A 12433-nucleotide genomic window follows, 5' to 3' on the forward strand; every position below is an offset into this window, starting at 1 on the left:
GCCCCGGCGTTCCCGCACGCAGCGAACCGGCCGAACGCCCGACGACCGCCTACGAGCCTAACCGGGCCGGTAGAGCCGCCGCCGCAGGCTCGCTCGCCTTCGTCCCCGGCCGGACATTTCGCCCCCGATCGGCAAGCCGGCGTTCGGCCCGCGTTCGCATCGAAGACACCGGAAGACCATCCGGACGGACGTCTCGGAACAGCCGATCGACACGTAACGTTGTCCCCGCCATGACGACCGAAGGCACCGTCGAAGCGTTCCGCCGAGCAGAGGAACTGCTCGCGCAACGCCGTCCATTGGAAGCCATCCGCGTCCTAGAACCCGTGCTCGACGTCGCCGCCGACAAGCCGAGCGTGCAGCTGCTGCTCGGGCGGGCTTACTACTTCTCGGCCCAGCTGCGCCGTGCAGAGCGGGCGTTCCTGCGCGTGCTGGAGTTCGATCCGTCGGACCACTACGCGCGCCTGGTGCTGGGCCGGACGCTGCAGCGCCTGGGTCGCCTGAACGAAGCGCGCGCCCAGATCAGGCTGGCCGCCACGATGCACCCGGTGCCCGCCTACCAGGAAGCGTTGGGCGAGATCAACGCCCACATCGCCACCCGCGACATCTGACCCCGCCGTCGCGCCGATGCCGCGAGAGCCGGGGTGATCAGCGGCGGCGGTTGCCCGCTTCGGCGTAGGACTCCGCCAGCGCGAACACCTTCTGGCCGTACTCCACCGAGTTGTTGTACGAGAAGACCCCGGCCCACCAGCCCGAGCCGGTGGTCATGTCCCGGCCGCCCGCGCACAGGTAGCGGGCCGCGGCCATCGCGGCGTCGTCGAGGCTCTGCGGATCGCCGAGGCCGTCGCCGTTGCCATCGGTCGCCCACCTCCGCCACGTGGACGGGATGAACTGCATCGGGCCGACCGCGCGGTCGTGCACGGTATCGCCGTCGAACGCGCCGCCGTCGGTGTCCGGGATCAGCCGGATGCCCGGCCCGCCGTCGAGCGGCACCCCGATGATCGGGTTCGACGGGCGACCGTCCTCGCGCAGCTGCCGGCCGGCGAAGCGGCCGTGGTTGGACTCGATGCGCCCGATGCCCGCGAGGGTCGCCCAGGAGATCCGGCAGCCGGGCTGGTACCGGCGCATCGCCAGGTCGGCGTTGACGTAGGAGACGATCGCGCGGGCCGGGATGTCCACCACCGCCGACACCTCGTCGGCCCACTCCCGCACCGGGTCGGCGCGCACCGGGTCGAGGTCGGGGCCGGGCTGCGGGAGGGGTTCCTCGATCGGGGGCGCGACCGAGCCGGGCGCCACCTGCGCGGGCTCGACCTCCTGCTGCTCGGGCGGCGGCGCGGCCACCGGGGCGGCCTGCGGTTCGGCGAACGCGCTGACCAGCCCGACCCCGCCGACCATCGCGGCCAGCAGCCCAACCGCGACCGCGAGCCGCCCGGAGGCGGCCGACAGCGGCGAGGTGGTCTTGATCACGCCGCCCAGGCTACTTGCTAGTAGCCCCGAACCTCCAGCGTCCGATCAGTCGTTCCACGCCCCGGACGGCGCTCGCCACGCCGCTCTGGAAGGCCCGAAGCACGTCGAGACCTCCTCGCAGACCGCACGAGAGGTGTTCGGTTCCGGGGGTGCTCAGTTTCAATTGAAACTGCGGGATGCCCAGGCGAGCGTTGGCCGGGGTCGCGGTGCTCAGCCCTCGGTCGGGATGCGGCGGCTCGCCTTGCCGTAGTAGTCGGCGTAGTCCAGCACTTCCTGGCCGTAGCTGCGGCTCTCGTTGTAGGTCAGCAGCGCCTTCCAGAACCGCTCCGGATCGCGCAGGTCGCCGCCCACGCTGCACAGGTAGTTGCCGGCCGCGACGGCCGCGTCGTCGATGTCCTGCGGATCCGCGACTCCGTCGCCGTCCGCGTCGTACGCCCAGTCGCGCCAGGTGCTCGGGATGAACTGCAGCGGCCCCACCGCGCGATCCCACACCTGGTCGCCGTCGAACTCGCCGTCGTCGGTGTCCGGGATGCGCTTGACCCCGGTGCTGCCGTCCAGCGGCAGCCCGATGACCGGGATGCTCGGCCGTCCGGTCTCGTCCAGCCGCGCCCCGCCGTAGCGGCCGTGGCTGGATTCCACCGCACCGATGCCGGCGAGCACCGACCAGCTCAGGCCGCAGTTCGGCGAGTTCGCCGCGATGAGCTGCTGCGCGTAGCCGTAGGCCTGGAGCGCGGCGCGCGGGATGTTGAGCTCGTCGGACATCGACTCGGCCCAGCCGGCCAGCTGCCCCTGCGGCCGGGCGCTCACCGGCAGCGGCGGCCCGCCCAGTGCGAGCAGCCGCACCGACGGCGGATCAACGCCCGGGTCGGGCGGCGCGACCGCGGACGGCAGCGTGAACTCGCCGCTGCTCCGCGTCGACGACGCCGGAACCTGCGGCGCGCAAGACGCCAACAACGTGATCACGGGAGCCAGCAGCAGCCATAACCGACGCGGCAAGAGCAACCTCCTCAACGCACCCAGATGCACGGGGCGCCGATCCAGCAGGCATGCCCCATCGAGAGATATCGCCGCGAGTCGCCGTTTCGTCAGCCGACGCGCCCGCGATCAGTGTGCGTCACTACTCCGAGCGCACACCCGCAGGGTCCGGCAAATCAGACATGAGCTCCCGCCAGTCGGCCGCCGAGAGCGCCGCAGGCTCCCGGCCGGACTCGCGGGCCCGCCGCTCGGCCGCCCGGATGCGCTCGGCGAAGGCCAGCGCGACCGCGCGCAGCTCGTCCTCCGGATCGCGACCGGCAAGCTTCGCCTGCACGGCGATGCCGAACAGCGCCTCACCGGGCGCTTCGCCACGCGGCATCGCGTCCGCCGGGATCCCGGCACGGTCCGCGCGCTGCACCAGCTTGGCGGCCAGGGCCACCGCGGGCTGCCCCAGCGCAACACCATCCACAATGGATTCGCGCTGCTTCTCCCGCTGCTTCAGCTCTTCCCAGCGGGCGTGCTGCGACTCGGCGTCCAGCAGCTCCGGGTCGCCCGCGAAGACGTGCGGGTGCCGGGACACGAGCTTGCTGACCAGGCCCGCGGCAACGGCGTCGATGTCGAACGGATCGGCCGCGTCCTCGGTCGCCACCCGCGCGTGGAACAGGACCTGCAGCAGCACGTCGCCCAGCTCCTCGCGCAGCGCCTCCCGATCGCGGAGGTCGATCGCGTCGAGCAGCTCGTAGGTCTCCTCGACGAGGTATTTGCGCAGCGTGTCGTGGTCCTGCTCGGCGTCCCACGGGCAGCCGCCGGGCGAGCGCAGCCGGTCCATCACCGTCACCGCGTCCAGCAGCTCGATCCCGGCCGGCGGCGGGGCGGCGATCACCCGTGCACCAGCGGCGCGCAAGCCGTCGGCCTCGGCGGAGCCGAGCTCGCCGGCGATCAGCACGACCGGTTCCCGGGCGGCCTGCGCCAGCAGGTCCGCCACCGGAGGCGGGGCGGGAGCGTCGAGCGCCGCGCGCGTAGCGGGCGCGAGACCGGGCTCGGCGTAGACGGCGGCCGCGCTGCGCAGCAGCGGCAACGCCGCGGCCGGTAGGACTTCACCAAGCCGGTCGTCGACCAGAACGACCGCAGAACCTTCCGCCACTCGGACCTCCCTCATGCTGCGATTGTCCCAGCCGCAACCCATGCCGTGGGCACCGGTGCAGAGGCGTTGGTCACGCCGCCAACAGTTTCAATTGAAACCGCAGACCACGGACACGAGGTCAGCGGTTTCAATTGAAACCGCGGACCCCCGAGGTCAGCCGGCCGCGGGTCGGCCGGTGATGCGGAATCCGGTGGTTTCGCCCTTGCTCGGGACCGCGGTCAGGCCCACCGGGTCCCACGTGCCGTAGCGCGGGCTGAGCCGCACCCCGACGCGGTCCGCGGTGATGCCGAGGAGGTACGCGCCGACACCTTGCAGCGTCTGGTCGTCCGCGCCGCCCGCGGCCGGCATCGGCGGCGCGTCGGTGCGGCGCTCCTTGATCCGCGCGATCAGCCACTGGCCGGAGTTCTGCTCCGGCTCGAAGGCGAGAACCGTGCCGGGCTGCGCGCCGAACAGCGGCGTCGAGGCCGCGAGCTGCGGGCTGTCGGTGGCGCGCAACTTCTGGTCGAGCGCGGCCGGGACGCCCGCCCTGGCCGCCTCGTTGACGACCGCGGCGGCCTCCGCCGGGCCCTGCGCCATGCGGCGCGCCTTCTCCTCGGCCTCGCCGCGCGTGGTCGCCTGGGTGTAGTCGAAGGTGATCTCCAGCCGGTCGAAGTACTTGCGGCCGAGTTCCGTCGTCAGCAGCTGGGTCCGGACCACCTCGCGGAGGTTCTGCGGGGTGTAGATCTTGCCCTCGGTCGCCGCCTGCGGACCACCCATCCGGTTGATCCGGTCGGTGATCTGCTGATCGGTGACGGTCAGCCGCTCGTCGCGGGCCGCCTGGTCGACCAGCTCCTGCCGGACGAGCTGCGCGGCCAGCTGCCTGCCGAGCTCGTCGAGGTTCCCCTGCTGCTGCAGCTGCGGTTTGAGGTCCGGCTCCTTCGCGAGCACCTCGCCGAACCAGGACTGGACCTCGGAGACCGGGATTCGGGTTTCGCCGACGATGGCGGCGGCACCGACCTGGCTGGGGCCGGAGCCGCAACCGGCGAGCAGCAGGCCGGCTGCGGCGATCGATGCGAGAAGGCGCCCGTGGCGCGGCATGCGGAACCTCACAGCGGGCACCCTCTCACGAAGTCACGTTCCGGTGAAGCCTCGACACAGTCCGAAGTCGACGCTCGTGACGCCGGTTGGACTCAACGGCCCAACGGCCCCTCGGCCATGTTGACGATCACCTTCTCGCCCTCGACCAGCACCTCGTAGTCGACGCCCTGGGAAAGCCCGATGGTCAGCTCGCCGGTGCCGTGCGAGTTGTCGTTGACGACCGCGCTCTTCGCCAGCTTCTGGCCGAACTGCTCGGGCCCGGCGGTGCTGCGGTCCTGGTCGGCGATCTCCACGTAGATGTGCAGGAACTCCTTGCCGGTCATGCCTTCGACCGGCTCGCCCGAGCCGCCCCAGGCCGGCGACTGCGAGTTGATCTCGTGCTTCATCACCTTCAGGCCCGAAGCGTTCGGGAGCTTGCTGAAGTCGAACACGACCCGCTCCTCGCTGCCGTGCACACCGGCGCGGATCTCCGGCTTGGTGGCCGACGACGTCAGGTTGGACACGCCACCGATCGGCGCGGAACCACCGGCCGCGGGCGCGGGGGCCGGCGTCTCGGCGCCCGCGGCGCATCCGGTCAACGCCAGCGCGGACAGCGCGATCGAACCGGTCGCCAGAACCAGCTTGCTGCGCAACGACATCGTCAGAACCTCTCGCCGGGAACGCCTTTCTCCCATAGACGCACACCGGCACGCGAGGTTCCGCATCGCACCGAACTGATCTTCCGGACATCTGGCGCGCGATGCACCGCACCGGGGACCAGAATCCTCAGTGGACCATCTCCAATGGACGGTCAGGACCCCTTCGAACCGTCTTCGGCCGGGCCCACTTCCAGCTGGAAGTCCCCGCCGTGGCGCTCCGTTCCGTGGATGACCGCCTGCTCCAGCACCTGCGCGCCCTTCATGCCGCGCTGCATCATCGGGTCCTCGCGCAGGTCCTTCATCAGCGCGACGCACAGCAGCACCATCACCACCGCGAACGGCGCCGACGCCAGGAAGGTCAGGTTCTGGATGCCGCTGAGCGCGTTCTCGCCGCCGACGATGAGCATGATCGCGGCCACCGCGCCCGTCGCCGCGCCCCAGAAGACCACCATCCACCGCTTCGGCTCGATCGAACCGCGCTGCGACAGCGTGCCCATCACCACCGACGCCGCGTCGGCGCCGGAGACGAAGAAGATCGCCACCAGGATCATCACCAGCACCGTGGTGATCGCCGACAGCGGCAGCGTGTCCAGCACGGCGAACGTCTGCGCCTCCTCGCCGCCGCTGCGGTACACGTCGCCCCCGCTCTGCTGCACCCGGATCGCGCTGCCGCCGAAGATCGCGAACCACACCAGGCTCACCGCGCTGGGCACCAGGATCACGCCGGTGACGAACTGGCGGATGGTGCGGCCGCGGCTGATGCGGGCGATGAACATGCCCACGAAGGGCGTCCACGAGATCCACCACGCCCAGTAGAAGATCGTCCAGCTGGACAGCCAGTCGTTCATCGCCGCGCCGCCGGTGGCACCGGACCGGGAGGCCATCTCGCCGAAGTCGCGCAGGTAGACGCCGATCGTGGTGGGCAGCAGGTCGAGGACGAACACCGTCGGGCCGACCACGAACACGAAGACCGCGAGCAACGCGGCGAGCACCATGTTGATGTTGGACAGCCACTGGATGCCCTTGGCCACGCCCGACACCGCCGAGAAGATGAAGCAGATCGTCAGCACCACGATGATCAGCACCAGGATCGTGGTGCCGACGCCGGCGATCCAGCCGGCCGACTGCATGCCGCTCTGGATCTGCAGCGTCCCCAGCCCCAGCGACGCGGCGGAGCCGAACAGCGTCGCGAACAGCGCGAGGATGTCGATCAGCTTGCCGACCCACCCCTCCGCGTTGCGCCTGCCGAGCAGCGGCGTGAACGCCGCGCTGATCAGCTGCTTGCGGCCGCGCCGGAAGCTGCCGTAGGCGATGGCCAGCCCGACGACCGCGTAGATCGACCACGGGTGCAGCGTCCAGTGGAACAGCGACGTCGCCATCGCGGTCTCCACCGCCGCCTCGCTCAGCGGCGGCACCGTGCCCGGCGGCGGCTTGACGAAGTGCGCCAGCGGCTCGGCGACGCCGAAGAACATCAGGCCGATGCCCATGCCGGCGCTGAACATCATCGCGATCCACGACACGGTGCGGAATTCCGGCTGCTCGTCGTCCTGCCCGAGCGGGATCGCGCCGTAGCGGCTGATCGCCAGCCACAGCGCGAACACCACGAACCCGGTGGCGGCGAGCACGAAGCCCCAGCCGATGTTGGTGACCAGCCAGGACAGCGCCGCGGACGACATCCGCGCCAGCGATTCGGTGGAGAACACGCCCCAGCAGACGAAGAAGACGGTGATCGCGGCGGTGACCCCGAAGACGACGAAGTCGGTGCGGGGCGCATGCTCGACGGCGAACGCGGCGGGGGACTGCGGGATGCCGCTGCCCGCCTTCTTCGGTTCCGAGGACTTCCTGGTCATGATGCCCCGCCTCCTCGTGACGCCCTGCGAAGCCGGATCAACCGTCACGCCAGGGCGGGATCCCGGCAACTCAGAAGCACGGCTGCGCCCACCTGGGAGATCGCAGCTTCGCGAGGCCGCGGCCGGGCGCGCAACGCCCGTGAGCGCTTTGGGGCGCCATAGCACCCCAAAGCGCTCACGGGCGCTTCACCAGGCGAAACGTCGCGCTCTCGGCGCTCAGGCGACCGGGGCCGGGGCGGTGGTGAGGTCCTCCAGGAACTTGGTGCACCAGTCCAGCAGCGCCTCGTCGCGCAGCTGCGGCGCGCCGATCCGGCCGCCCGCCGCGCCTTCCGTCGGCCTCGGCACCGACACCGTGCGGACCGTCGGCTTGTACACCGCCTTCGGGTAGAGGCGCTTGAGCCGCACCTGCTTCGAGTCCGGCAGCTCCAGCGGCGCCAGCCGCAGCGACGCGCCCTGCAGGGTCGCCTCGCGGACCCCGTGCTCGCGGCAGATCTGCCGGAACCGCGCCACCTTCAGCAGCCGCTCCACCGGCTCGGGCAGCTGCCCGTACCGGTCGACGAGCTCCGCTCGCACCGCCTCCAGCGCCTCGACGTCGAACGCCGCCGCGAGCTTGCGGTACGCCTCCAGCCGCAGCCGCTCCCCCGGCACGTAGTCGTGCGGGATGTGCGCGTCGATGGGCAGGTCGACCCGGACCTCGGTGAGCTCCTCCTCCGCCTCGCCCGGCTCCGCTCCCGCGTGCCGCCGGAACGCGTCCACGGCCTCGCCGACCAGCCGCACGTACAGGTCGAAGCCGACGCCCGCGATGTGCCCGGACTGCTCGGCACCCAGGATGTTGCCCGCGCCGCGGATCTCCAGGTCCTTCATCGCGACCGCCATGCCCGCGCCGAGCTCGGAGTTCTGCGCGATGGTCGCCAGCCGGTCGTGCGCCATGTCGGTCAGCGGCTTCTCCGGCGGGTACAGGAAGTAGGCGTAGCCGCGCTCCCGCGCCCGCCCGACGCGGCCGCGCAGCTGGTGCAGCTGGGCGAGGCCGAGCAGGTCGGAGCGGTCCACGATCAGCGTGTTCGCGTTGGAGATGTCCAGGCCGGTCTCGACGATCGTGGTGCACACCAGCACGTCGTGCTCGCGCTCCCAGAACCCCTGGATGATCTTCTCCAGCCGGTCCTCGTTCATCTGCCCGTGCGCCGTGACGATCCGCGCCTCCGGCACCAGTTCCCGCAGCTGGCGCGCGACCTTCTCGATGTCGTGCACCCGGTTGTGCACGAAGAACACCTGGCCGTCGCGCAGCAGCTCGCGCCGGATCGCGGCGGCGACCTGCTTCTGGTCGTACGCGCCGACGTAGGTCAGGATCGGGTGCCGCTCCTCCGGCGGGGTGAGGATGGTCGACATCTCGCGGATGCCCGCCATGCTCATCTCCAGCGTCCGCGGGATCGGCGTCGCCGACATGGTCAGCACGTCCACGTACGTGCGCAGGGCCTTGATGTGCTCCTTGTGCTCGACACCGAAGCGCTGCTCCTCGTCGACGATCACCAGGCCCAGGTCCTTGTAGCGGATCCCGGTCTGCAGCAGCCGGTGCGTGCCGATCACGATGTCGACCGCGCCGTCGGCCAGGCCCTTGATGGTCTCCTCGGACTCCATCGGGTCGGTGAACCGGGACAGGCCCTTGACCGCCACCGGGAACGACCGCATCCGGTCGGTGAAGGTGTTCAGGTGCTGCTGGGCGAGCAGCGTCGTCGGCACCAGCACGGCGACCTGCTTGCCGTCCTGCACCGCCTTGAACGCCGCGCGCACCGCGATCTCGGTCTTGCCGTAACCGACGTCGCCGCAGATCACCCGGTCCATCGGCACCGGGCGCTGCATGTCCGCCTTCACCTCGTCGATGGCGGCCAGCTGGTCGCCGGTCTCGGTGTAGGGGAAGGCGTCCTCCAGCTCCCGCTGCCACGGCGTGTCCCCGCCGAAGGCGTGCCCGGGCGAGGACTGCCGGGCCGCGTACAGCTGCACCAGCTCGGCGGCGATCTCCTTGACCGCCTTGCGCGCCTTGGCCTTGGTGTTCTTCCAGTCCGAGCCGCCGAGCTTGCTCAGCGACGGCGCCTCGCCGCCGACGTAGCGGCTGACCTCGTCGAGCTGGTCGGTCGGCACGAACAGCCGGTCGCCGGGCTGGCCGCGCTTGCTCGCCGCGTACTCCAGCACCAGGTACTCGCGGGTCGCACCGGCGACGGTGCGCTGCACCATCTCCACGTACTTGCCGATGCCGTGCTGATCGTGCACGACGAAGTCGCCGTTCTTGAGCGCCAGCGGATCGACCGCGTTGCGCCGCCGCGACGGCATCCGGCGCATGTCCTTCGTGGAGGTGCCGCCCCGGCCGCCGGTCAGGTCCGCCTCGGTGAGCACCACCAGCGCGATCCCGGGCGCGGCGAAGCCGTCCTCCAGCCCGCCGCGCACCACCGTCACCAGGCCGGCTTCCGGCTCCGCCGCCAGGCCGTCCTCGGCCAGCCGCGCGGGCAGCTCCGCTTCGCGCAGCTGCTGCACCGCGCGCTGGGCGGTGCCCGTACCGGCCAGCACCAGCACCGCCGCGCCGCCGGCGGCCGTGTGCGCCCGCAGGTCGGTGAAGGCGCGCTCGATCTCGCCGCGGTAGGCGTCGACCTGCTTGAGGACGAGCCGGATGACGTCGTCGTCGTCCTCGCCCTCCTCGCTGGTCAGCTGGGTCAGCGGCCACCACGGCAGGTCGATCGAGCGGGTGTGCTCGGCGACCTCCGCGAGGCTGCGGTAGGCCGAGGCGCCCAGGTCGATCGGCGCCTTGCCGCCGTCGGCGGCGACCATCCAGGACGCCTCCAGGAACTCCTGGCCGGTGCGCACCAGGTCGGCGGCGCGGGCGTGGATCTTCTCCGGATCGGCGAGCAGCACGTGCGTGCCCGCCGGGACCAGGTCGGTCAGCAGCCGCATCTCGCCTTCGCACAGCGCCGGGATCAGCGCCTCCATGCCCTCCACCGGGGCACCGCCGGCGATCTTCTCCAGCATCTCGGCGAGGTGCGTGTCGGTCTGGTGCTGCTCGGCGAGCTTCGCGGCGCGCTCGGCGACCGGCTCGGTGATCAGCAGCTCCCGGCAGGCCGGGGCGAACAGCTCGGTGCTCGGCGAGTCCGCGAGCGAGCGCTGGTCGGCGACGGCGAACGGGCGGATCTCGGTGACCTCGTCGCCCCAGAACTCCACCCGCAGCGGGTGTTCCTCGGTCGGCGGGAACACGTCGACGATGCCGCCGCGCACCGCGAACTCGCCGCGCTTCTCGACCATGTCGACCCGGTCGTAGGCCAGCGACGCGAGCCGCTCGACGAGTTCCTCGAAGTCGTGCTCGACGCCGACCGCGAGCCGCACCGGCGCCAGCTCGCCGAGCCCGGGCGCGATCGGCTGGATCAGGCTGCGCACCGTGGTCACCAGCACCTGGACGGCGCCGTGCGCGTGCTCCTCGGGATGCGCGAGGCGGCGCAGCACCGACAGCCGCCGGCCCACGGTGTCGGCGCGGGGCGAAAGTCGTTCGTGCGGCAGGGTTTCCCAGGACGGGAACACCTCGATGCCGACCGGGCCGAGCAGGTCCGACAGCGCCGCCGCGGCCTCCTCCGCCTCCCGGCCCGTGGCGGTGACCAGCAGCACCGGCCGCCCGGCACCACCCTCGGCGGCCAGCGCGCCGGCGGTCAGCGACCGGGCCGCGACAGGGCCTTCCAGCACCAGGCGCGGACGCCCGGCCGCCGCCACGACCTGCCGGATGGCGGGATCGCGCAGCACGATTTCGAGCAGTCCGCGCAGGGGACCGGCCTGGCTCATGGAGCTACCTCGCAGCAAGACATGGCGAATGCGGGCACACCCCTGCCCGGGACGAACGCCGAGACCGCAGGGGCGACGGGTTCCAGACTACGACTCCGGTGCGACACGAACGCGACGACCCGAACGCACCGCATGGCCGGTGTCACACTGTGCGCATGCCCATGCGCCGGTTCGCCGCGATCGCTCTGCTGCTCCCGCTGATCGGCGCCTTGACCGGCTGCGCCATCGCGAGCAGCGATGATCGGCCCGCACCGGTCAGCACGGCCGCCCCGGGACCGTCGGCGCTGCGCGTCGAGGTCGTCGCGGCCGGGCTGGAACATCCTTGGGACATCGGGTTCCTGCCGGACGGCACCGCGCTGGTCGGCCAGCGCCCCGGCCGGCTCGTGCTGCTCGCCGATCACCGGCCGGGAGCGCTGGTGCGGCCGGTGCAGGCGGACCTCGCGGACGTGCTCGCGGAGGGCGAAGGCGGGCTGATGGGCCTGCTGGTGCACCCGTCGTTCGCCGAGAACCGGCGGTTCATCACCTGCCAGACGCACCAGGAGAACGGCGCAGCGGTCGACGTCCGGCTGATCACCTGGCGGCTGGCCGAGGACGGCTCGCGGGCGGACCGGGTCGGCGACCTGCTCACCGGGCTGCCGGTGAACCCCAGCGGGCGGCACTCCGGCTGCCGGCTGGCGGTGGCCGAGGACGGCGCGCTGCTGGTGAGCACTGGGGACACGGCGCGGCCCGCGATCGCGCAGGACCGCGGCTCGCTCGGCGGGAAGGTCCTGCGGATGAACATCGACACCGGCGCGCCCCTGCCGGACAACCCGTTCATCGCTTCGCCGAACCCGCGCGAGCGGCTGCTGTACACCTACGGGCACCGCAACCCGCAGGGCGTCGCGCCGCGGCCGGGCGGTCAGGTGTTCGTCGCGGAGCACGGGCCGGACGTCGACGACGAGATCAACCTGCTGCGGCCGGGCGGGAATTACGGCTGGGACCCGTCGCGCGGCGGGACCGAACGCAGCTACGAGGAGTCGGTGCCGATGACCGACCTGCACCGCTTCCCGGACGCGGTGAAGGCGGTCTGGTCGTCCGGCGATCGCACCGAAGCGATCAGCGCGGCGGCGTTCCTGACCGGCTCGCAGTGGGGCCGCTTCGACGGGATGCTCGCGGTCACCGCGCTCAAGGGCAGCAAGCTGCTGCTCTTCGAAGTGCGACCGGACGGCGCGATCGACGAGGTGTCGATCCCGCCGGAGCTGAACGACACCCACGGCCGGCTCCGAGCGGCCCGCCAAGGACCCGACGGAGCCCTCTACGTGACGACGTCCAACGGAACCGACGACAAGGTCCTCCGCATCACCACGACCTGACCCACCCAGAGATCGGATATCCGCAATTTCAATGAGGCTTTTCCAGCCTCGTTTTGCGTGGCGGTGCGGGTAGCGGAACCTCAGAGGCTCCCTGGTCTGTGGGTGCCCTGACTTATGTAT

Annotated in this window: 9 protein-coding genes; 2 read left to right on the forward strand and 7 right to left on the reverse strand. The window is 71.6% G+C overall.

The features are described from left to right. Positions 1–230 precede the first annotated feature (230 nt). Complete coding sequence (locus tag AC07FN_RS42105; protein WP_132488620.1) at positions 231–608, forward strand: tetratricopeptide repeat protein; 378 nt, start codon at positions 231–233, stop codon at positions 606–608. 37 nt (positions 609–645) lie between these two features. Here the strand turns inward: AC07FN_RS42105 and AC07FN_RS42110 are convergent, their stop codons facing one another. The 7 genes from AC07FN_RS42110 to mfd form a co-directional block, all read right to left on the reverse strand. After that, entirely contained in the window at positions 646–1464 is an 819-nt protein-coding gene (locus AC07FN_RS42110) for a lytic transglycosylase domain-containing protein (RefSeq protein ID WP_235883765.1), read from the reverse strand. Between the two features lie 210 nt (positions 1465–1674). Beyond that, complete coding sequence (locus AC07FN_RS42115; protein WP_478400717.1) at positions 1675–2460, reverse strand: lytic transglycosylase domain-containing protein; 786 nt, start codon at positions 2458–2460, stop codon at positions 1675–1677. 121 nt (positions 2461–2581) lie between these two features. Next, complete coding sequence (locus AC07FN_RS42120) at positions 2582–3598, reverse strand: nucleoside triphosphate pyrophosphohydrolase (protein WP_478400718.1); 1017 nt, start codon at positions 3596–3598, stop codon at positions 2582–2584. A gap of 138 nt (positions 3599–3736) precedes the next feature. Beyond that, positions 3737–4660: a SurA N-terminal domain-containing protein gene (locus AC07FN_RS42125; RefSeq protein WP_478400719.1), complete on the reverse strand. Its 924-nt coding sequence runs from the start codon at positions 4658–4660 to the stop codon at positions 3737–3739. 92 nt (positions 4661–4752) lie between these two features. Beyond that, positions 4753–5298 carry an AMIN-like domain-containing (lipo)protein gene (locus tag AC07FN_RS42130; protein ID WP_478400720.1) on the reverse strand — a complete coding sequence of 182 codons (546 nt, stop codon included), beginning with the start codon at positions 5296–5298 and terminating at the stop codon, positions 4753–4755. A gap of 152 nt (positions 5299–5450) precedes the next feature. After that, positions 5451–7148 carry a BCCT family transporter gene (locus tag AC07FN_RS42135; RefSeq protein WP_478400721.1) on the reverse strand — a complete coding sequence of 566 codons (1698 nt, stop codon included), beginning with the start codon at positions 7146–7148 and terminating at the stop codon, positions 5451–5453. Between the two features lie 216 nt (positions 7149–7364). Then, complete coding sequence (gene mfd, locus AC07FN_RS42140) at positions 7365–10961, reverse strand: transcription-repair coupling factor (protein ID WP_478400722.1); 3597 nt, start codon at positions 10959–10961, stop codon at positions 7365–7367. Between the two features lie 155 nt (positions 10962–11116). On the opposite strand from mfd, the gene AC07FN_RS42145 reads away from it, so the two are divergent. Further along, complete coding sequence (locus AC07FN_RS42145; RefSeq protein ID WP_478400723.1) at positions 11117–12313, forward strand: PQQ-dependent sugar dehydrogenase; 1197 nt, start codon at positions 11117–11119, stop codon at positions 12311–12313. Positions 12314–12433: the final 120 nt, after the last annotated feature.

This window comes from Saccharopolyspora sp. NPDC045941 (assembly GCF_056431445.1).